18 protein-coding genes are annotated in these 21,700 nt (G+C 62.9%); 12 read left to right on the top strand and 6 right to left on the bottom strand.

Going from position 1 to position 21,700, the window contains the following annotated elements:
• The first annotated feature begins 3 nt into the window (after nucleotides 1-3).
• Together BB029_RS18455 and BB029_RS18450 are read left to right on the top strand one after the other, a co-directional pair.
• A complete protein-coding gene (locus BB029_RS18455; protein WP_065940272.1) occupies nucleotides 4-1,464 on the top strand; it encodes an NAD-dependent succinate-semialdehyde dehydrogenase in 1,461 nt (486 codons plus the stop codon).
• Between the two features lie 20 nt (nucleotides 1,465-1,484).
• Nucleotides 1,485-2,576 carry a tartrate dehydrogenase gene (locus tag BB029_RS18450; RefSeq protein ID WP_065940271.1) on the top strand — a complete coding sequence of 364 codons (1,092 nt, stop codon included), beginning with the start codon at nucleotides 1,485-1,487 and terminating at the stop codon, nucleotides 2,574-2,576.
• A gap of 165 nt (nucleotides 2,577-2,741) precedes the next feature.
• Here BB029_RS18450 and BB029_RS18445 read toward each other — a convergent pair whose 3' ends face one another.
• Entirely contained in the window at nucleotides 2,742-3,668 is a 927-nt protein-coding gene (locus BB029_RS18445; RefSeq protein ID WP_065940270.1) for a glyoxylate/hydroxypyruvate reductase A, read from the bottom strand.
• Nucleotides 3,669-3,862: 194 nt separating this feature from the next.
• On the opposite strand from BB029_RS18445, the gene gabT reads away from it, so the two are divergent.
• The 6 genes from gabT (at nucleotide 3,863) to BB029_RS18415 (ending at nucleotide 10,617) form a co-directional block, all read left to right on the top strand.
• Entirely contained in the window at nucleotides 3,863-5,155 is a 1,293-nt protein-coding gene (gabT, locus tag BB029_RS18440; RefSeq protein ID WP_065940269.1) for a 4-aminobutyrate--2-oxoglutarate transaminase, read from the top strand.
• Nucleotides 5,156-5,203: 48 nt separating this feature from the next.
• Complete coding sequence (locus tag BB029_RS18435) at nucleotides 5,204-5,848, top strand: 2-haloalkanoic acid dehalogenase (protein WP_065940268.1); 645 nt, start codon at nucleotides 5,204-5,206, stop codon at nucleotides 5,846-5,848.
• 45 nt (nucleotides 5,849-5,893) lie between these two features.
• On the top strand, nucleotides 5,894-6,382 hold the full coding sequence (locus BB029_RS18430; protein ID WP_010449292.1) for an Lrp/AsnC family transcriptional regulator: 489 nt from the start codon (nucleotides 5,894-5,896) through the stop codon (nucleotides 6,380-6,382).
• A gap of 820 nt (nucleotides 6,383-7,202) precedes the next feature.
• A complete protein-coding gene (locus BB029_RS18425; RefSeq protein ID WP_256558398.1) occupies nucleotides 7,203-7,973 on the top strand; it encodes a DUF4198 domain-containing protein in 771 nt (256 codons plus the stop codon).
• Between the two features lie 28 nt (nucleotides 7,974-8,001).
• The gene (locus BB029_RS18420; protein WP_065940267.1) at nucleotides 8,002-9,207 is read left to right on the top strand and encodes a DUF1624 domain-containing protein; all 1,206 of its coding nucleotides are present in this window, start codon (nucleotides 8,002-8,004) and stop codon (nucleotides 9,205-9,207) included.
• Between the two features lie 69 nt (nucleotides 9,208-9,276).
• Nucleotides 9,277-10,617 carry an OprD family porin gene (locus BB029_RS18415; RefSeq protein ID WP_371914626.1) on the top strand — a complete coding sequence of 447 codons (1,341 nt, stop codon included), beginning with the start codon at nucleotides 9,277-9,279 and terminating at the stop codon, nucleotides 10,615-10,617.
• 7 nt (nucleotides 10,618-10,624) lie between these two features.
• Here BB029_RS18415 and BB029_RS18410 read toward each other — a convergent pair whose 3' ends face one another.
• Nucleotides 10,625-11,449 (bottom strand): 5'-nucleotidase, lipoprotein e(P4) family, encoded by an 825-nt coding sequence (locus tag BB029_RS18410; protein ID WP_065940265.1) that lies wholly within the window; start codon nucleotides 11,447-11,449, stop codon nucleotides 10,625-10,627.
• A gap of 105 nt (nucleotides 11,450-11,554) precedes the next feature.
• On the opposite strand from BB029_RS18410, the gene BB029_RS18405 reads away from it, so the two are divergent.
• From BB029_RS18405 to BB029_RS18390, 4 genes are all read left to right on the top strand, one after another.
• Nucleotides 11,555-12,280, top strand: a complete 726-nt coding sequence (locus BB029_RS18405) for a response regulator transcription factor (RefSeq protein WP_083236446.1) — start codon at nucleotides 11,555-11,557, stop codon at nucleotides 12,278-12,280.
• A complete protein-coding gene (locus BB029_RS18400; protein WP_065940264.1) occupies nucleotides 12,280-13,623 on the top strand; it encodes a sensor histidine kinase in 1,344 nt (447 codons plus the stop codon). The genes BB029_RS18405 and BB029_RS18400 overlap by 1 nt, the downstream gene beginning before the upstream one ends.
• A gap of 97 nt (nucleotides 13,624-13,720) precedes the next feature.
• Entirely contained in the window at nucleotides 13,721-15,946 is a 2,226-nt protein-coding gene (locus BB029_RS18395) for a TonB-dependent siderophore receptor (protein WP_065940263.1), read from the top strand.
• The gene (locus tag BB029_RS18390) at nucleotides 15,946-16,809 is read left to right on the top strand and encodes an alpha/beta hydrolase (RefSeq protein ID WP_065940262.1); all 864 of its coding nucleotides are present in this window, start codon (nucleotides 15,946-15,948) and stop codon (nucleotides 16,807-16,809) included. Before BB029_RS18395 ends, BB029_RS18390 begins: the two co-directional genes overlap by 1 nt.
• Nucleotides 16,810-16,815: 6 nt before the next feature.
• Here the strand turns inward: BB029_RS18390 and BB029_RS18385 are convergent, their stop codons facing one another.
• The 4 genes from BB029_RS18385 to BB029_RS18370 all read right to left on the bottom strand — a co-directional run bounded on the left by BB029_RS18385 (nucleotide 16,816) and on the right by BB029_RS18370 (nucleotide 21,682).
• Nucleotides 16,816-19,329 (bottom strand): fimbria/pilus outer membrane usher protein, encoded by a 2,514-nt coding sequence (locus tag BB029_RS18385; protein WP_065940261.1) that lies wholly within the window; start codon nucleotides 19,327-19,329, stop codon nucleotides 16,816-16,818.
• 85 nt (nucleotides 19,330-19,414) lie between these two features.
• Entirely contained in the window at nucleotides 19,415-20,155 is a 741-nt protein-coding gene (locus BB029_RS18380) for a molecular chaperone (RefSeq protein WP_065940260.1), read from the bottom strand.
• 77 nt (nucleotides 20,156-20,232) lie between these two features.
• Entirely contained in the window at nucleotides 20,233-20,838 is a 606-nt protein-coding gene (locus BB029_RS18375; RefSeq protein ID WP_065940259.1) for a fimbrial protein, read from the bottom strand.
• Nucleotides 20,839-21,034: 196 nt separating this feature from the next.
• On the bottom strand, nucleotides 21,035-21,682 hold the full coding sequence (locus BB029_RS18370) for a response regulator (RefSeq protein WP_065940258.1): 648 nt from the start codon (nucleotides 21,680-21,682) through the stop codon (nucleotides 21,035-21,037).
• Nucleotides 21,683-21,700: the final 18 nt, after the last annotated feature.

Raw genomic sequence — 21,700 nt, 5'->3', positions numbered from 1 at the left:
ACCATGCTCAAGAATCGCTTGCAAGACCCCAGCCTGCTGGCTGAACTCGCCTACGTAGATGGCCAGTGGATCGCTGCCGACAGCGGCGCCACCCTGGACATCCGCGACCCGGCCACCGGCCACTTGATTGCCCAGGTGCCGGCCATGGACGCGGTGGACACCCGCCGCGCCATCGAAGCCGCCGAGCGTGCCTGGCCCGCCTGGCGCGCACGCCCGGCTGCCGAACGTGCGGCGCTGCTGGAGCGCTGGTACCAGGCGATGATCGACAACCTCGATGACCTGGCGCTGATCATGACCTGCGAGCAGGGCAAACCCCTGAACGAAGCCCGTGGCGAAGTGCGCTACGGTGCCGGTTTTGTCAAATGGTTCGCCGAGGAAGCGCGCCGGGTCTACGGCGAAACCATGCCCGCGCCCAGCGGTGATCGGCGTTTGCTGACCCTCAAGCAACCGGTGGGCGTATGCGCCGCCATCACCCCATGGAATTTCCCCAACGCGATGATCACGCGCAAATGCGCGCCGGCGCTGGCCGCCGGTTGCCCGATCATCGTCAAACCCTCGGACCTCACGCCGCTGTCGGCCCTGGCCCTGGCGGTGCTGGCCGAGCGCGTCGGCATTCCGGCCGGGGTGTTCAATGTGATCACCGGCTTACCCGCCGGCATTGGCGAAGAGCTGACCGGCAACCCGGCGGTGCGCAAAATTTCCTTTACCGGCTCCACCGCGGTCGGCCGCCTGTTGATGCGCCAGAGCGCCGAGCACATCAAGCGCTTGAGCCTGGAACTGGGCGGCAATGCGCCGTTTATCGTGTTCGACGACGCCGACCTCGAACAGGCGGTGGCCGGGGTGATGCTCAGCAAGTTTCGCAACGCCGGGCAAACCTGCGTGTGCGCCAACCGTATCCTGGTGCAGGACGGTATCTACGCGCGTTTCGCGGCGCGGCTGGTGGAAGAGGTGTGCAAGCTCAAGGTCGGCAACGGCCTGGACGACGGCGTGACTATCGGCCCGCTGATCAACCCCGCAGCGGTGAGCAAAGTCGCGCGGCATATCGACGACGCCCTGAGCCAGGGCGCCCGGCTGCTGTGCGGCGCCGTCCCCAGCGGCGACAGCCAGTTCGTGCAGCCCACGGTACTCGGCGATACCCACGCCGGGATGTTGCTGGCCAATGAAGAAACCTTCGGCCCGGTGGCACCGCTGATGCGCTTTACCGACGAAGCCCAGGCCCTCGCCCTGGCCAACGCCACCCCGTACGGCCTGGGCGCCTACTATTTCACCCAGGACCTGCAGCGTTCGTGGCGTTTTGGCGAGGCCCTGGAGTTCGGCATGGTCGGGCTCAACACCGGGATCATCTCGATGGAAGTCGCGCCGTTCGGCGGCATCAAGCAATCGGGCCTGGGACGCGAGGGCAGCAAGTACGGCCTGGACGAATACCTTGAAGTCAAAGCCTTCCATATCGGCGGCTTGAACTGAATTTTTGCGAGGCATGCACCATGAGCAAGGCATTCAAAATCGCCGCGATTGCCGGCGATGGCATCGGCAAGGAAGTCCTGCCCGAAGGGCTGCGGGTACTGGAACAGGCTGCCAGGATCTGGGACCTGAACCTGAGCATCGAAGTGCTCGACTGGGCCCACTGCGATTACTACCTGGAACACGGGCAGATGATGCCCGAGGACTGGTTCGAGCAGCTCAAGGGCTTTGACGCGATCTACTTCGGCGCCGTGGGCTGGCCCGACAAAGTCCCGGACCATATTTCCCTGTGGGGCTCGCTGCTCAAGTTCCGCCGCGACTTCGACCAGTACGTGAACATCCGCCCGGTGCGCCTGTTTCCCGGCGTGCCGTGCCCACTGGCTGGGCGCAAGCCGGGGGACATCGACTTTGTGGTGATCCGCGAAAACACCGAGGGCGAATACTCCTCGGTGGGCGGCAAGATGTTCGAAGGCACCGAGCATGAATTCGTGCTGCAGGAATCGGTGTTCACTCGACGCGGGGTCGACCGCATCCTCAAGTTCGCCTTCGACCTGGCCCAGACTCGTCCGCGCAAGAAGCTGACGGCGGCGACCAAGTCCAATGGGATTTCCATCAGCATGCCTTACTGGGATGAGCGCACGGCGTTGATGGCGGCGAACTATCCCGAGGTGACATGGGACAAGCAGCACATCGACATCCTGTGTGCGCGCTTTGTGTTGCAGCCGGACCGCTTTGATGTGGTGGTGGCCTCGAATCTGTTTGGCGACATCCTGTCGGACCTGGGGCCGGCATGTGCGGGGACCATCGGGATCGCGCCGTCGGCGAACCTGGATCCGGAGCGGCGGTTTCCGTCGTTGTTCGAGCCGGTGCATGGGTCGGCGCCGGATATCTATGGGCAGAACATTGCCAATCCGATTGCGATGATCTGGTCGGGGGCGTTGATGCTGGACTTCTTGGGCAATGGGGATGGGCGGTATCGGGCGGCCCATGATGGGATATTGCGGGCGATTGAGGCGGTGATTGCGGAAGGGGTGGTGACGCCGGATCTGGGGGGGCGGGGATCGACTCAGGATGTGGGATTGGCCATTGCAAGTCGGTTGGCTGAGGCGAATTGATCAACGCGCGGCGGCCTTATAGCCGATCGGCGTTCTGCCTGATGTACTGGGTTAAAAATGTGGGAGGGGGCAAGCCCCCTCCCACATTTTGATCTGCATACATCAGGTAAACCTTGGCCTGCTCTTGCGGCCTTGGAACCGACTGCCTTAGAACCGAATAGGTACTCAATACCCCCGCAACCGATCCACCTCACCCACCATCTCCTCCCCCCGTTCAAACCGCCGAATATTCTCCAGCAACACCGCAAACGCACTCTCCGGTTGGGTCATCGCCGCAATATGCGGCGTCAACAACACCTGCGGATGCTCCCAGAACGGATGCTCCGGCGCCGCCGGCTCTTCCCGCAGCACATCCAGCACCGCCCCACTCAACTGCCCACTCTCCAACGCCTCGAGCAAATCCTCTTCAACCAGGTGCCCCCCACGGCCCATATTCACCAACCCCGCCCCCCGTGGCAGTTGCGCAAACAAGCGCCGGTCCAGAATCCCCTGGGTCTGCTCCGTCAACGGCAACACGCACAGCAAAATATCGCACTGGCTGAGAAACGCCGGCAGTTGCGCTTCCCCCGCATAACACTCCACCCCCGGCACCTGGTGCGCACTGCGCGCCCAGCCGGACAGGGCAAAGCCCAGGGGGGCCAAGGTCGCCAGAATCTGCTGGGCCTGGGCACCCAACCCCATCACCCCCACGCGCCGGTTCGCAGCCGGCTGCAACAGGTGCGCCTGCCAGCAGCGCGCCACCTGCTGCTGGCGGTAGCGCAACATATCCCGGTGCAGGCTCAGCACCGCCCAGCTGGCGTACTCGCACATGCCGCGGGTGATGCCCGGGTCCAGCAGGCGCACCACCGGCAGGCCCGCAGGCAGGCGATCAAGGTCCAACTGATCGACGCCGGCCGACAAGGCGAACAAGACCTTCAGGTTGGGCAGCACGCGGGCCAGATCTTCCGGTGCCTGCCAGGCGGCCAGGTAGTCGACCTCGGCGGGGTTGCCGAGGTCGGGCCAGGTGCGCCATTCGATGTCCGGCGCGTGTTGGGCAAACAGTGCCTGCCAGTGTCGGCCGCGCACCGGGTCAGCTTTGTAGAGCAAGGCCATGGGCATTTCCTGCTGGATAAACGGAAGCATCATCATCGCCCAAAGCCCGGCGCAGGATCTGTTGAAACGCGGGGCGAAAACAGTTGATCCGAATTTCTCACGGGGCAAGTTCGGCGTAGTTGGTTGCCCGCAGGCCGTACTCTGGACTGCATCGCAACCACCTTCCGGTTGCCGGACTCACGATGGGAAATGCCATGAATAGCAAAGTCGACGAAACCCCTCATTTGCTCCGTCAGCGCGAGCAGTTCGTGCCCCGTGGCCTGGTGACCGCGCACCCGCTGGTGATCGACCGCGCCCAGGGCGCCGAATTGTGGGACGTGGATGGCAAGCGTTACCTGGACTTCGTCGGCGGTATCGGCGTGCTCAACATCGGCCATAACCACCCCAAGGTGGTCGCCGCCGTGCAGGCCCAGTTGCAGAAGGTTTCCCATGCCTGCTTCCAGGTGGTGGCCTACCAGCCTTACCTCGACCTGGCCCAGCGCCTGTGTGAAATGATCGGCGGCCAGGAAGCCTATAAAGCGGCGTTTTTCACCTCCGGCGCCGAGGCGGTGGAAAATGCGGTGAAGATCGCCCGCGCCCATACCAATCGCTCGGCGGTCATCGCCTTCCGTGGCGGTTTCCACGGGCGCACGTTGCTGGGCACCACGCTCACCGGCATGAGCCAACCCTACAAGCAGAACTTCGGGCCGTTTGCGCCGGAGGTGTTCCATACCCCGTACCCGAACGCTTATCGCGGCGTGACCAGCGACATCGCGCTCAAGGCCCTGGATGAGTTGCTGGCGACCCAGGTAGCGCCGGAGCGGGTGGCCGCGATCATCATCGAACCGGTGCAGGGCGACGGCGGTTTCCTCACTGCGCCCCCTGAGTTTCTCCAGGCGTTGCGGGCGTTGGCCGACAAGCATGGCATCGTGTTGATCCTCGACGAAATCCAGACCGGCTTCGGTCGCACCGGCACCTGGTTCGGTTTCCAGCACGCGGGCATCCAGCCCGACCTGGTCACCGTGGCCAAGAGCCTGGCCGGCGGCTTGCCGTTGTCCGGCGTGGTCGGTAAGGCGCACATCATGGATGCACCATTGCCCGGCGGGCTGGGCGGCACCTACGGCGGTAATGCGCTGGCCTGTGCGGCGGCGTTGGCGGTGATCGACGCGTTCGAGCAGGAGCAATTGCTGGCGCGCAGCCAGGTACTGGGCGAGCGCCTGCGCCAGGGGTTGCTCGGTTTGCAGGCGCGCTGCTCGCGCATCGGCGATGTGCGCGGCACCGGCTTTATGTTGGCGATGGAGTTGATCAAGGATGACCCGGCCCGCACCCCGGATGCCGACCTCAATCAACGCCTGATCGATGCAGCCCGGGCCGGTGGTTTGCTGGTGATCAAGTGCGGGGTACATCGCAATGTGCTGCGCTTCCTCGCGCCGCTGGTGACCAGCGAAGCCCAGGTCGACGAAGCGCTGGAAATCCTCGACGGCGCCTTGGCACGGGTCTTGAACTGAGGCTGTGCCCGCTACGGGCCAACTGCGGCATTGGAGGCTTGACCCCACATGGGACTGACAGATTATCGAGCGTTGCTGATCGATTGCGATGAAGTGCTGGTGGATCGCGATTCAGGGGTGTGGGCGGCGTTGCAGCCGCTGCTCGACAGCCGTGGCGGGCAGCCGGCCAAGGATCAGGTTCTGGCCGAATTCAACACGCAGGTTGCCAGGCTCTACCCGCGTTTCGCCGAGCTGGGCTTCAGTGGCGTGTTGTGTTTTGCCCATCGCCAACTGGCCGAAAGTTGGGGGCTGCACGCCAGTTGGGAGGAGGGCATGAGCTTTGCTCGTTCGGCGGGCAATTGGTCGTTGTTCGAGGATGCGCCGGGGGCGATGCTGTACCTGCGCAAGTTCTACCGTTTGCTGGTGCGTGGCGACCGTGATGCCGAGGACCGCGGGGTGTTGTGCGAGCGATTGGGGATTGCACCGGAAGATTTCATTTCCCTCGCCGAAGACCCGCAATGGCTCACGGACCGAGGCGCGCAGCTGCAACCGGTGCTGCATGTGACGCGACCGTCGGTCGGTGCACATGGGGCGCTGGACCGCTGCTTGATCGGCCGCCACCGGGCGCGGCAGCCTTCGCCTTGTGCGGCGGAGTACTGCATCAACAGCATGGCGGATCTGGTGGCGCAGCATCAGCTGTCTTTACGGCGCTGATTTTGCTAGAAGATTGTCTTACAAACGGCAGTCAAGAGGTACGTGATGGAAGGGCAAGTCAAGCTGGACCGGATCGACATCAGTATTCTGGTTGAACTGCAAAAAGACGGGCGGATGACCAATGTCAGCCTTGCCGATGCCGTGGGCCTGTCCGCCAGCCCCTGCCTGCAACGGGTCAAGCGGCTGGAATCGGCCGGGTATATTTCCAGCTACAAGGCGCACTTGAACCTGGCCAAGATCACCGACTCGGTGACGGTGTTTACCGAGATCACCCTCAGCGACCACAAGCGTGAAGACTTCGCCAAGTTCGAATCGAATATCCGCCTGGTGGACGAGGTACTTGAGTGTCACCTGATCAGCGGTGGCTATGACTACCTGGTGCGTTTCATGACCCGCAGCATCCAGCACTACCAGGAAGTAGTCGAGAGCCTGCTGGACAAGAACATTGGCATCTCCAAGTACTTCAGCTACATCGTGATCAAGTCGCCGGTGCTCAAGGATGGTGTGCCGTTGCGCAAGTTGCTGCGGCACTGAAATCCGCGCGCTTTCCTGTGGGAGGGGGCTTGCTCCCGATGGCGGTCTGACAGCCGACCCGGATGTTGGCGTGGAATGAGTACATATCCGTTGCTGCGGTAACGGCCACTTATGGTTTCGCTCTTACAGCGACTCACTTTTGGAGAGGCCCAAAAGTAAGCAAAAGGCCTTCGCCCCACCACTCGGCACCTCGCCCAGGCTCGGTGTGCCCGTAATCCGACAGTGATTTGGGGGGCCGCCGCCACGCGCCATCCATGGCGCGGGGCGGCTAAACCGGCATCCCTGCCGGTTTACCCCCCAAATCACTGTCGGATTACGGCCAGCGTGGTTAACGGGGCGCCTGAGATCAAGATCGAAAGCAAGATCAAGGGCGGCTCGCTTCGCATCGTGGTTACTGTTGGCGGCTACGACGTTGTTAGATAGCTATGCCCCGACGGCGGTCTTTCAGCTGACCCCGCTTTATGGGGTGAACCGGTTCAAATGTGGGAGCTGGCTTGCCTGCGATGCAGGCACCTCGGTACATCAGGTACACAGCTTTGCGCAGGGTGTGGGAACGATCAAAGCTCACTGCTTTTGCACCTCAATTGGACACGCCCCCCCGTAGTCTCGGCTAAACGCCTCATCTCGACGCAACCCGCATAAAACACTTTTTCGGGCCCTTAAACAGTGGTCTGCGCCGATCCGTGGGTGCAATTCGGCGAAAAACGCAAAAGGGCCTGCGTTGTAATGCTTGCAGAGTGAGGGAGCGCAGGGTTGTGCGGTGTTTTCCAGCCGCGACAGCCTTGGGTTGAACACCACCAATCGGAGCGAAAAAATGCGAATGAGCAACGCAAAAGCACTGTTGGGTTATGGCGCGTTCATGTTGGCAACCGCCAGCGAGGCGCATCAGATTTGGTACGAACAACTTCCCGGTCAGCCCTTGGCCTTGTACTACGGGGAATATGACAAGAACGTACTGGAGGTGACACCGGGGGGAATGGACCGGTTCAGGCAGCTGCGGGCCTGGTCGATGGCCGACCGGTCGGCACCGCTGCAGCTGAGCCTGCAGCGCCAGGCGTTCCTGCTGGCGGAGCAGCCCGGGCAAGAGGATTCGTTGCTGGCGCAAGACCTGCACTATCCGATGTTCGATGTGCATGAAGGCGCCAAGACCGTGAAAGCCGCCTGGACCCCGGCCACGCGTTGGGTCGGTGACCTGCGGGCCCGTAGCCCGGAGCTGACCCTGGATATCGTCCCCACCGGCGTTGCCGATGCGGGCGGTGCGCAGTTCCGGGTGTTCTACGCGGGCAAGCCGCTGACGGGCCAGGAGGTTCTGCTGGAAACCGCCTCCGGTGAAGTCTTCAAGCAGCGCAGCGATGCCGCCGGCAACGTCAGCTTCGCGCTGCCCTGGCAGGGCACTTACGTGGTGGCCGTCGAGTACCAGGACAACAGCCCTGGGGAGCGTCTTGATCCGGTGGGCAAGCCCGAGCGGTTTGACGTCAAACGCTTCAGTTCGACGTTGTCGTTCTACCGCCAGCAAGGCCAGGCGCCGTTACCTCGCGCGCCGTCGCAACTGCCGGCATCGGAAGTCGCCAGGCTGAAAAAGTCAGCCTGATTCATTGCCTCCTTCATGAGTGATTGATATGACCCTTTCTTCAGGATTGGCCGGTCAGGCGGGCACTGTTGCGCCGACGCTTGCCCGCACGAACGTCACGGCGGCCACGCGCATGCTGGCTATCGATGCGCTGCGTGGTTTTGTGATGCTGTTGATGCTAATCGACCATGTGCGCGAAACCTTCTTGCTGCACCGGCAGGTCACCGACCCGATCGACGCCTTGAGTGTCACCCCGGACCTGTATTTCACCCGTATGCTCAGCGAGATCTGCGCCCCGGCGTTTATCTTCCTGACGGGCTTGTCGGCCTGGCTCTACAGCCAGAAACACAGCGCCCGCGAAACCTCGGTGTTTTTGCTCAAGCGCGGGCTGTTCCTGGTGTTCCTGGAAATCACCTTCGTGTGCTTTGCCTGGAACGCCGAGTTCCCACCCAAGACGTTGTGGCTGCAAGTGATCTGGTGTATCGGCCTGTGCATGATCGTGCTTGCCGGTTTGCTGCACTTCAAGCGCGCCTGGCTGATCGTGCTGGGGGTGGCGATTGTCGCCGGGCATAACCTGCTCGACGGAGTGACGGTCGGGCCGGAGTCGCCGTTCTTCGTGCCCTGGTCGATCCTGCATCAGCGGGTGTTTATCGACATTACCGAATTCACCCGCGCCCGCACCACGTACCCGATATTGCCGTGGATCGGTGTGATCCTGCTGGGCTGGGGCATCGGCCCGTGGTTTGGCAAGGCGATGCCGTCGGCCGAGCGTATCTCGCGCCTGGTCAAGCTGGGTGCAGGCTTGCTGGTTGCGTTTGTGTTTATCCGCTACCTCAACGTGTATGGCGAGAAACCCTGGGTGCAGACCGGTGACGCATTGCGCACCTTCATGAGCTTCATGAGCGCGAAGAAATACCCGCCGTCGCTGATGTTCCTGATGCCGACCCTGGGCCTGTCGCTGCTGTTGTTGGCACTGTTCGAGAAGTGGCAGGCCCGCTGGGCCACTGCAACCCTGGCGATCTACGGTGGGGCGCCGATGTTTTTCTACTTGCTGCACCTGTACGTGCTCAAGGCCATGTACCTGGTCGCGCTGGCGATCTGGGGCGCCAACCAGGGCACCTACTACGGTTTTGACGACCTGCCGATGGTGTGGTTGTGGAGCGTGATACTCGGGGTGTTGCTGTTCTTCCCGACACGCTGGTTCGCCGACCTCAAGCAGCGTCGTCGCGACATCGCGATTCTCAAATACCTCTGACGGAACCAACGGTGTTCTGCGCCCTGCGGAACACCTTTGCCTGACACGTTCTGGAGTCAAACCGTGAAGATGCTATCGACCCGCACCCTGCTATTGGCACTGGGAGGGCAGAGCCTGCTCGCCTTCGCCGCCGAACAAGACACCGCCAACGGCTTTATCGAGGACAGCCAGTGGAACCTGCTCAACCGCAGTGTCTACGACCGCCGCGACTACCGGCATGGCGCCCTCAGCAACGGCGCACGCAACGCCTACAAACCTCGATCCCAGCGCAGCGACCTGGCGGAAGAATGGGCCTATGGCCTGATGGCTGACTACGCCTCGGGTTTCACCACCGGCACCCTGGGTTTTGGCCTGGATGCGCACGTTTATTCCGCCTGGCAACTGGACAGTGGCGGTGGGCGCGCCGGGAAGGCACGGCTATTGGCGGTGGACAATGACGGCCACCCCAAGGAGCAGTTCAGCCGCGGTGGCGCAGTTGCCAAACTGCGCATTTCCTCCACCGAATTGCGCTACGGCGAGCAGCGGGTGAAAACCCCGGTGTTTGCCTCGTCCGACAGTCGCTTGCTGCCCGAAACAGCAACGGGATGGTGGTTGACCAGCCGCGAGTTGCCGTCCACCACCCTGTTCGCCGGGCACTTCAATGAGAGCACCGACCGCAACGCCAGCAGCCATGACCGAGGATTTGTCGTCAACTATTCCAACGGCAAACAAGGCGATCGCTTTGACCTGGTGGGCGTGCGCAATACGGCCATCAAGGGGCTGAGCGCCAGCGTGTTCAGTGCTGTCTATGAAGACACCTGGCGCCAGCATTACCTGGGGGCGGTCTACACCCGGCCGCTGTTTCCCGGCCAGGCACTGACCGTTGACCTGAACCTGTATCGCACCCAGGACACCGGCAAGGCGTTGTCGGGGCGCATCGATAACACCACCTGGAGCCTGCTCTCGACCTATCGGCTCGGCGCCCACAGTGTGGGCGTGGGCTATCAGAAAGTCCGTGGCGACACGCCGTTCGACTACGTGACGCGGGGGGCGATTTACCTGAGCAACGCCGTGGCGCTGTCCGACTTCAACGCTCCCCGGGAAGCCTCGTGGCAGGCGCGCTATGACCTGGACCTGGCGGGCCAAGGCATTCCGGGCCTGAGCCTGGCGGCGTTGTATGTACGTGGCAGTGGCATTGACGGCCGCCACATGGATCCTCGCGGCGGCTACCAATGGCTTGGCTACGGTGATGGGGGCAAGCACTGGGAACGCGACCTGCAAGCACGCTACGTGGTGCAGTCCGGTGTCGCGAAAAACCTCGCCTTTACCCTGCGCCATGCCGTGCACCGGGGCAATGCGGCCCAGGCGGAGCTGGATGCCAACCAGATCCGCCTGGCGGTCGAGTACCCGTTGGGCGGGCGCTTGCACTAGGTCGGCGTTACTCCTGCAACTGCAACGCCTGCTGCTTGAGCTGGCGTTTCTGCGCGAACGGCAGCTTTTCATCATCCCCATAGGGCGCGCTGTACCAGTTGCCGTAAGTCGGGTTGGGCAGCAAAAACCAGCGCTGCCCGAGCCAGTTCACATAGGGTTCGACGGCCTTGCGCTGGGCCTCGAGGGTGTTGCGTTCGGCCTGGACGAAATCCCCCAGGGAATCACCGGCCATCAACAGCACGCGAGCCTGGCTGGCGACCCATTGGCGGCGGCAGTTTTTGCCGTAGCCGGCGCTTTCGCAGTGCCCGGTAGGCGTGCTGGCGGCGAGCACCTGTTGATTGCTCTCCACCGGAAAGCCGCGCAGGCGCAGGTTGGCCACCGTGGCCGCGACCTGGCGGTGTTCGCGGTTGGTCAGGTAGTAAACCGTGATGCCTTTTTGCTTCGCCGCTTGCAGGAACGCCACGGCACCGGGAAGGGCCTGGGCCTTGGCCTGGTCGACCCAGGTGTTCCAGCGGTCGTAGCCATACACCTGGTTATGGATGACGTCGCGGGCATTGAGCGGCACGTTGTCCAGCAGGGTTTCGTCAATATCCACCACCACTGCCGGTGGCAGGCCGCTCAGGTTTCGGGGCGGGAAGGGCAACGCGTCCCAGGTCGGATCTGCCAGAGCCACATCAAGCTGGCGGGTGGCGTTGGCGAACACCTGGCGATAGATCAACTCGTGTTCGATGGAGGTCTGGGTCCAGAGTACGGCGTCGAGCTGGTCGTTGGCCGGCGGCGTTTGTTGGCAGCCTGCCAGCAGGCACAGGCTGGCGAAGATCAGGGGTCGCATGCAGAGGTCTCGCAGGGAAAGGGCGCGTGGGCCGCACCTTAGCCTAATCCCGCGTGGATTCACCACATTGCGAAATGTTTCGCCGGATGCGAAACTGACGTAATTGTGAATACTTATCATCTATCACCAACCTTATCGCCGGCCCCGCGCATCCTGATCATCGAGGATGACGTGGAGCTGTGCACGCACCTGAGCAACCATTTGAGCCGTCGCGGCTTTGCCTTGAACAGCACCCATTGCGGCGACCAGGGTTTGGACCTGGCGCTGCATTCGCCGGTGGAGCTGATCCTGCTGGACATCATGCTGCCCAATGAAAGCGGCCTTAACATCCTTGCACGCCTGCGGCATGCGCGCGGCACCCCGGTGATCCTGATGTCGGCGCTGGGCGCCGAGCAGGATCGCATCACCGGCTTCAGCCAGGGCGCCGATGACTACTTGCCCAAGCCGTTCAGCCTGGCGGAACTCGATGTGCGCATCGATGCCTTGCTGCGTCGCGTGGCGATTGATTGCGGGGTCGCGAAACCGCTCGCCCGGCATTCCACATCGGGACTGGACAGCGACGCACGCGATTTCACCTGTAACGGCCGCGCCGCCGGGCTGACGGCTTCGGAATTCCGTCTGTTGTGCACGCTGCACGCACACCGGGGCGAGACGCTGAGCAAGGCTTTCCTCTACCAACAGGTGCTGCATCGCCCCTACACCCGCCTGGACCGTGGCCTCGATGTGCATGTGTGCAACCTGCGCCGCAAGCTGGCGGCCATCGATGTGCAGGGTATTCGCATCGACGCGGTGCGCCATCAGGGCTACGTGCTGCTGTGCGACAGCGCCTGATGCCGCGCCGTCATCCGCTGCTGTGGAAAATGGCGGCGCTGCAAGTGTGCTTCTGCCTGCTGCTGGTGTGGCTGGTCTGGAGCTGGGGTTTGCAGGTGGAGCGCAACACCTACTTTCTGGAACAGCCGGATCGCATCGCGCTGGCTGCGTATGCCGCCGAGGCGGAACAGCTGGCGGCCAGTGGCGATGCCCAGGCGCTGGAGCGCTGGCGACTGGCGTTGCAGCAGCGCGAGCACACCTGGGTCGCGGTGCTGGATGACTACTTGCACAGTCTGGGCACCACGCCGCTGACGGCCGAACAGGTCGGCCACCTGACTTTCATGCGCAAGCTCAGTTGGCCGATGAGCAAGCGCCTGGACGATGAATTGCCATACGTCAGCATCGCCTTCCCCCAGCACCCCGAGCGCGGGCGGCTGGTGATGCAATTGCCGGAGCGCCTGTTGCCACCGGGCCTGACGCCCTGGACCCATGTGTTGAGCCACGGCGTGGTACCGGTGCTGTTGGCGCTGGGCCTGGGGTTGCTGCTGTATCGCCATTTGGTACAGCCGTTGAACGAACTGCGTGAGCGCGCCAACGCCTTGAGTGCCGGCGACCTCGAGCCCCTGGCCAGCAGCCGCGTGACCCAGCGCCCGGACGAATTGGGCGAGCTGGCACGCGCCTACGAACACATGGCGGGGCGCCTGCGCCAGAGCCTGCACCAGCAACGGCAATTGCTGCGCACCCTGTCCCATGAAATCCGCACACCGTTGGCACGCTTGAAGATCGCCAGTGAAAGCGGCCTGTCGCCGGCTCAGCTGGAGCAGCGCCTGGGACGGGAAGTGGAGGAGATGCGCCGGCTGGTGGACGACTCCCTCAACCTGGCCTGGCTCGACACCGAAAAACCGCGCCTGGAAGCTGAAACGGTGGTGGTGGCCTCGGTGTGGGAAGCGCTGGTGCAGGACGCGCATTTCGAAACCGGCTGGCCCCTGGATGCGCTGGTCTGCGAGCTGGACAGCGCCTGCCAGGTGCACGTGCACCTCAACAGCTTTGCCCAGGCTCTGGAAAATATCCTGCGCAATGCCATCCGCCACTCACCGCAACACGCCGTGGTGCGCTTGAGCGGCGAGCGTGACGGCGACAGCTGGTGGCTGGTGATCGAAGACCAGGGGCCGGGTGTGGCCGAAGGCGATCTTGAGCGCATCTTCGAAGCCTACCTGCGCCTGGATGGCACGGTGGGCAGCGGTTTCGGCCTGGGCCTGAGCATCGCCCGGCGCGCCATCGAACTGCAGCACGGCCGGCTGTGGGCCAGCCAGGGCACTCAAGGTCTGCGCATGAACCTGCGCCTGCCCGCGGCGAATGTTTAGAAAGTTAATGTTCTTTACTCGCAATTGCATCTGATTATCATCGGCGATCTTTGATGGCCCACCGCTATCGGTCGGGCTGACGTTTGGAGATCCGCGCATGTTCCGCTTGTCCCTGCTTGCCGTGAGTATTTGCAGCCTGTTGCCCGCCAGCAGTTTCGCGGTTGAAACCGAAGCCCCCGCGCAGATGGAGCTGCCGACCCAGACGGTACTGGGCACCGCACAGGAAGAGATCAAGCAGATGCCCGGCGTGTCGATCATCACCGCCGAAGACATCAAGAAACGCCCCCCGGCCAATGACCTCTCGGAGATCATCCGCACCATGCCTGGCGTCAACCTCACCGGTAACTCCAGCAGCGGCCAGCGCGGCAACAACCGCCAGATCGACATCCGCGGCATGGGCCCGGAAAACACCCTGATCCTGGTGGACGGCAAGCCGGTCAGCAGCCGTAACTCGGTGCGTTACGGCTGGCGTGGCGAGCGCGACAGCCGTGGTGACAGCAACTGGGTGCCGGCTGACCAGATCGAGCGCATCGAAGTCATCCGTGGTCCGGCGGCGGCGCGTTACGGCAACGGCGCGGCAGGCGGCGTGGTGAATATCATCACCCGGCAACCGGGCAGCGAAACCCACGGCTCGGCGACGATCTACCACAACTTCGCCCAGCACACGGCCGAGGGTGAGACCGAGCGCATGAACTTCGGCCTCAACGGCCCGCTGACCGACACCCTCAGCTACCGCGTGTACGGCAACATCGCCAAGACCAATGCCGACGATGCCGATATCAACAGCGGCCATGAGTCCGTGCGCACCGGTAACCAGGTCGGCACCTTGCCGGCGGGGCGCGAAGGTGTACGCAACAAGGACGTCAACGGGCTGCTGAGCTGGCAGTTCACCCCCGAGCAGACGCTCGACCTGGAAGCGGGGTTCAGCCGCCAGGGCAATATCTATACCGGCGATACCCAGAACACCAACAGCAATGCGAATGTGAAGAGCATGCTGGGCCATGAGACCAACATCCTCTACCGTGAAACCTATTCGGCCACCCACCGTGGCGAGTGGGATTTCGGCAGCAGCCTGGCCTACCTGCAATACGAAAAGACCCGCAACAGCCGCATCAACGAAGGCCTGGCGGGCGGCACCGAAGGCATCTTCGCCAACACCGATTTCTACACCACTGTGCTGCGCGACCTGACCGCCCACGGCGAGGTCAACCTGCCGCTGCACGCCGGTTTCGAACAGGTGCTGACCCTGGGCACCGAGTGGGTCGAGTCGCGGCTCGACGACCCGAGCGCCAACACCCAGACCACCACTGCCGGCGGCAGTGTCGCAGGGCTGACCAGCACCAACCGCAGCAGTACCTCGTCGTCACGCATCTTCTCGGTGTTCGCCGAAGACAATATCGAGCTGCGCCCCGGTACGCGCCTGACGCCGGGCCTGCGCCTGGACCACCACGACATTGTCGGCGACAACTGGAGCCCCTCGCTGAACCTGTCCCAGGTGCTCACCGACACGCTGACCTTGAAGGCCGGCATTGCCCGTTCGTACAAGGCGCCGAACCTCTACCAGCTCAACCCCAACTACCTGCTGTACAGCAATGGCCAGGGTTGCTATGGCTCGACCAAGAGCTGCTACCTGCAAGGCAATGCCGATCTCGAGGCCGAAACCAGCGTCAACAAGGAGCTGGGGATCGAGTACCGCAATACTGCCGGGGTGGTCGCCGGCCTGACGTATTTTCGCAACGACTACAAGAACAAGATCGAGTCCGGCCTGACGCCGGTGGGCACCGCTTCGGGCGGTTCTGGCACCACGGCCAACGCCAATATCTTCCAATGGGAAAACGTGCCCAAGGCACTGGTTGAAGGGCTCGAAGGCAACCTCACGTTGCCGTTGGCCGAGTCGCTGACCTGGACCAACAACTTCACCTACATGCTGCAATCGAAAAACAAACAGACCGGCGATGTGCTCTCGGTCACGCCCAAGTACACCCTCAACTCCATGCTCGATTGGCAAGCCACCGAGGCTCTGTCCCTGCAGGCCAGCGTGGCCTGGTACGGCAAGCAGACCCCGAAAAAGTACGATTACCACGGCAACCGTGTCACCGGCACCGGCAACAATCAACTGTCGCCCTATGCCATTGCCGGTGTGAGCGGCACCTACGCCATCAGCCAGCATCTGAGCGTTACCGCTGGCGTCGATAACGTTTTCGACAAACGCCTGTGGCGCGAGGGCAACGCCCAGGGGGTGAACAACATCGAAGGCGCGGGGGCGGCGACCTATAACCAGTCCGGCCGCACCCTGTACACCAGCCTGACGGCGTCGTTCTGATGGGGCGCGCGATCTTCCTTGCCTTGCTTGTCGCCCAGGGCGCCCATGCCAGGCCGGCACCGGACCAGTTGATGGACGCGCCGGTATTGCGCGAAGCCAGCGCCTATCGTTTCAGCACCCTGGAACTGGACTCCGCCGATGGTGCGCGGCACTACCGCATCTGGCTGGGGCAACCGCCCAAGGTCAGTGCCGCCAACCCTGTGGCGTACCTGCTGGATGGCAACGCGGCGATGGCGGCATTGGATACCGAGCTGTTGAATCGCCTGTCCCACCACCCGACGCCACCGGTGCTGGTGGCGGTGGGGTACGCCACGCCACTGCGCATCGAACGCAATGCCCGCACCTTCGATTACACACCGCAGGTGGGCGAAGGCATGCAACGCGATCCACTGACGAATGTGCCCAGCGGTGGGGCCGATCAGTTCCTCGACCTGCTCACCCGGCAGATCCGGCCCTTGATCAACCAGCGCCTCGCCGTGCAGCCTGCGCGCCAAGTGCTGTGGGGGCATTCCTATGGTGGGCTGCTGGTGCTGCATACCCTGCTGACACGCCCGCAGGCCTTTGATGAGTATGCCGCCGCCAGCCCCTCGCTGTGGTGGAACAGTGGGGTGATCGAGGCCGAAGGGCTGGGCTTGCAACAACGGCTGCAGGGCCGGCGGCCGAGGCTGTTGCTGATGCGTGGCGACGCAGAACCCGCCGGTCCGACGAGGTCGGCCACGCCGCAGGATGATGCTGCGGCCAAGCGCTTGCTGGTCAGGCTGCAAAGCGTCGAGGGGCTGACTACCCGCTACCAGACCTTTCCCGGCCTTGGCCATGGCCCGATGTTACCCGCGTCGTTGCGCTATACCCTCGAACACCTGTAGGCGTCATCAATCGGGTTGGCACACCAACGGCTGTCGCTCGTAGTTCAACGCCTTGTTCTGTGGCGCCAGCACATAGCTCGCACGGCAACGCTGTTCGCCCCACTTGATGGTCAGGGTGCCCCGGTCCTGCTCAACCAGCGCCAGGGCATTGCCGTTCGGGTCGGCAATTGCCAGTTGCTTGCCGTTGGCATCTTCCAATGAGGCACCAAACGACAGCGGCTTTCGTTGCGCATCAAACAACTCGAACAACACTCGCCGTCCGGTGGTGCCACTGTAATGCGCGACGACCACGGCCCCCCGGCGCGGTACCAGTTGCTGGGTGGCGTTGGTGATCTCCACGTTGCCCCCCAGGTCGCGGGTGTCGAGGCTGATCCAGTTCACCCGATAAGGTTGCGCCGTCGGGATCACCGCATAGCCGTTGGATCCGGTTTCCACACCGCTGTAACTGCTGATCTTCGCCCCGGAGATGCCCGGCACTTGAGCCAGTGCGAAGGTCTCGCTGACCGTTTGCCCCAGGTTGATACCGCCGGCATGGGCCACCACCGAACCTGCGAGGTTGACGTTCTGCGAGGTGTAGCCCTGGCCCTGGCTGTAGCCGAGGCTGACGTCGGCCACGGCGGTACGGCTGTTGATATTCACCGAGCCGGAATCGCCGCTGGTATCGCTGTGGCCCGCCTGCACCGAATAGAACGTGTCGCTGGTGTCGGCGACATAGCCGTTGATCCCCGCCTGGGTGGTGGTGTCGCCGTGTTGCCGGCTGGTGGTGACAAAGGCGCGTGGCGCGCGCGCCTGGCTGCCCAGCGGGAATGAGACGGACAGGTTCAACTGCGTGTCGCTGCTGGGTTCGCCCCAGGTGACAATCTGCTTGGTGCGCGTCACGCCCAGGTTGTAGCTCAGGTCGCCCCAGTGGCTGGTGTAGCCGGCGGAAAAACTCTGCGAGCCGCCGCGATTCCAGTAGCGCTGGTCGCTGGCATTCACGTACAGGCTGCCGAACGCACTGTTGCGTCCCAGGCTCTGGTTGATGGTCAGGTCGGTGCGGGTTTTTGAATGCCCGGTGCGAACGCGCACGTCTTCGCTGATGTCCTCCACGTGGTCGGTGAGGGTGCGGTAGCCCTCGGTGGAGTAGCGGTAGGCGGCCAGGGTGAAGTTGGTGTCGGTGCCGGCGAAGGTCTTGGCATATAGCGCGCGCACGCTGCTGCCCTGGGTGGTTTGCCCGCGTGCCTTGCTGGACGAGTGGGTGGCGTCCAGGGAGAACGCGCCCAGTGAGGTGTTCTTGCCGGCGCCGACCGACACGGCGTTGTAGTCCTCGCTGGCCTGCAAACCGACGATGCCGCTGAGGTTGCTGGTCAAGCCGTACGCCAGCGTGCCACTGAGAAAACGCGGGGTCGCCAGGCCGTCGGCGTTGCTCTTGAAGGTGCCCGCCGAAACGCTGTATTTGACTTGGCCTTCACGCACCATGATCGGCAGGCTGGAGAACGCCTGCATCGTCACGCGGCGGCTGCCGTCGGCTTCGGTCACGGTGATTTGCAGGTCGCCGTTGGAGCCGCTGGGGTAGATGTCGTTGATCTCGAACGGCCCTGGCGCGACGTTGGCGGTGTAGAGGATGTAGTCGTTCTGGCGAATTTCCACGGTCGCGTTGGTTTGCGCCACACCCCGGATCACGGGCGCATAGCCGCGTTCGCTGTCGGCGCGCATGCCTTCATCGGAGGCCAGTTTCAGGCCGCGATAGCGCACGCTGTCAAACAGGTCGGTGTCGGAGAAAATTTCACCGGCGCTGAACTGACCCTTGATCGCCGTCACATCATGCTGCAGGTAGGTGCGGTTGCTGGTGTAGGTGTTCGAGCGCCCGGTACCGCCACTCAGGTTCGATTCGTTGCGCAGACGCCAGGCGCCGAGGTTGATGCCGTTGCGCAGGCCGAGGTTATTGGCGATGCGGGTGTCGTAGTCGCCCGCAGTACGACTGCTGTTGAGCTGGTAGTTGATGAAGGCGGCGGGGACGCCTTCGTCCCACAGCTGCGGGTCGACATAGCCGCGCAAGCCACGTTGCATGGCCACTTGCGGAATGCTCGCCAGCAGGCGCAGGCGGCTGCTGTCATAGCGCACGTTGGCCTCTTCGATTATCTCGGCCAGGGCGTAGCAGTCCTGCGGGTGCTGCGGGTCGAGTTTGCCCTCGGCCTGCAAGCGGGCCAGGTCGATGCCCAATTGCTTGAGCAGGTCGAGGTTCAGGCAGGCTTCGACCCGACCGTTGTGGGGGTTGCGCTTGAAGTCGATATCGCGCCGGCCCACCAGCACCTCGTTGCTGTACAGGTCGACGCGGTAATTGCCCGGCAACACGCTGTTCGCGGAGAGCAACTGCTGCAGGTCGACGGTGGACTGTGCACCTTGCAGGAACGTGGTGTTGAAGCGCTCCGCAGGCTCATCGGCCATTGCCCAGGTCGGCAGGCAGGCGGCCATCGCGAGCGACAGTGTCTTCAACGTCAGTGCGCCGTGCGCGGGCCTGTTGCTGGAAAAAAAAGACATGCGAAGACCTGTGACATCCCGGGTTGGCGAACAGGCGGGCACGCAAACACGCACGCGAGGTGAGCCTGTGGATTAGAAAAGGGGCTTAGGGTTTGCGGCGTGATTCCGTGGCGTGCGCGGGGGCGGCAGCACCGACGGCCAGGGGCGCGGTGTATGCGTTCTGTGCACCGTAGTCATTGATGCTGGAAAACGACAACTGCACCGGCCCGCTGGCGGGCGTGGCGCCGAGGGGAAACTGTTTCTCCTCGCCGGGCGCGATCATGGTGGAGTCGCTGGCCAGTTGCGCCTGCACTTTGATGTCGGCCATGGACACGTGGTAGAGCGTCGGGTTTTTCACCCGCAGCAGGGTCTGCGCGCCATGTCTGGCCAGGCGCCACTCGAGCTGCGCTGGGGCCTGCAACGCACTGCCTGCGAGGCCGGCAGGGCGGTAGAAAATCTTGATGCGTTGGCGGATTGCCAGTTGCAGGGTGTTCTCGGCCTCGCTGGCCTTGGGGATCTCCTGCACGTTGAGCCACACCACCGACTCGCGGTCCGTGGGCATGCCGGCGCCCTCATACAGGATGCGCAGCAGTTGCTGTTCCTTGGCGAACACCCGCGCCAATGGTGGGGTGACGGCAAACGGTGCGCGGCTGCCGCTGGCATCGTTCATGTCGACCCAGGATTGCACCAACACGTCCTGGTTACCGTTGCGCACGGTGATATTGGCTTCCCTGTGGTCGCCATCGAATACGATACGGGTGGCATTCAGTGAAATGCTGGCGGCGGCCTGGGTAGCCATAAGCATGCCCAGCAGCACCAGGCTCATGGCGATAGAACGAGGCGGCATGAGGGGTATCCGGTGTCATCAAAAAGGGAATGGCGAGGCCGCATGGCCTCGCGCGTTCGGTGCACGGGGCGCCGGGGTTATTCGTATTGCAGGATGAACGGCAGGGTTGCATCACCGCGACCGGCGGTGGACGCACCGGCGGCACCGGTGGTGACGTAGGCCGCCGCGAAGCTCAGGGTGGCGTCGCCGCCTTCAGTGCCTTGACCGTGCATGGTGCTTTCGATGCGTGCGGTGGCTGGCGAGCTCAGATCGATCAGCGTGCCTTTGCTGTCCAGGAGGGCGATACCGACGTTTTGCGCGGTGGCCGAACCCGGGTTCAGGGCCAGTACGTTCTTGCCGGTCACCAGGCCCGAACCGCCGTTGTTGGCGTCAAAGATCATCGCCACCTTGGTGCCCTGGTTGCAGTTGACGTTCAGGTTGAAGTCTTTGGCGGTAACGCGACCTGCGGTTGGGTTTTCCGCGGTGCCCATGTCCTTGATCGAGACGTTGCCCATGTCGACCGAGATGGTGCGGTCGGAGTTGGCGCCGTCCACCGAGCAGGCGTCGTTGTTGATCACGCCGGTGAAGGTGATTTTGCCGCTGCCGCCCAGGGTAGGAGTAGGCGCTGCCGTATCGTCGGCGAACGCACTGCCGGATGCGGCGATAATGGCCGAGGCGATAACAGCCAGGGAAAACTTCTTCATGATGATGTCCGTTAGTGTTAGTTGGAGAATGTAAGTACTGAATTGCCAGGAAAGAGTAAAAGGCGAGGTCGTTAACCAGAATAAGACGATTCTTATAAGTCGAAACTCAGGCGCGCTGCTTACGCGTCAAGAACAGGCGAGGAGTCTGAAAATAAAGGGCGAAGCCATTGTCGGCGAATGGCTTGCGAGTGGTTCTTTAGTTGAAAATGTTACGCGCCAGGCAATAAGCGAGCAGGTCTTGGTCGCTGTTAACTTCAAGTTTGCGCATGGCCGATATCTTTTGTGCGCTGATGGTTTTTGAACTTCGATTCTGGCTGCGTGCAATATCACTGACACTCATGCCGGAGATAAACAAGCGCAGGATCTCGAACTCTTTGGGCGACAAGCTGGTAAAGCGCTCGTCGAAGTCGGTGAGGGTTTCGATCACTGATGTCTTGGGCGGTTCCAGGCTGCGATAGGCGCTCTGTTGGGCAATGGCCTGGAGTGCCAGTTGAATCTCGGTGTGCAACTGGCTTTTCTGGATGATGCCGACCACACCCAGCTCTTGCAGGCGGGTGAGAATCAGGTGGTTGGAAATCATCGTGAGGATCAGGACCTGCACCTGTGGGAAATGCCGTTTCAGGTATTCCACCAACTTCAGGCCATCGCCGTAGGGCGAGTCGCCCGGCATGTTGTAGTCGGTGATCACGATGTCGGCGCCCTGGCACTGCAGCAAATCGATCAGCCCGGCCGAACACACGGCCTCGCCGACCACTCGAAAGCGCGTGTCGCGTTCCACCAGCTCGCGAACGCCCAGCAACACGATCGGGTGATCGTCCGCGATTACCACGTTGAATTTTTTCATAAGGGGCCGTCCGTAGTA

Origin of the sequence: Pseudomonas sp. S3E12 (genome assembly GCF_001702295.1) — a bacterium.
Lineage (GTDB): Bacteria > Pseudomonadota > Gammaproteobacteria > Pseudomonadales > Pseudomonadaceae > Aquipseudomonas > Aquipseudomonas marginalis.
This window is presented reverse-complemented; position numbering and strand designations above follow the sequence as displayed.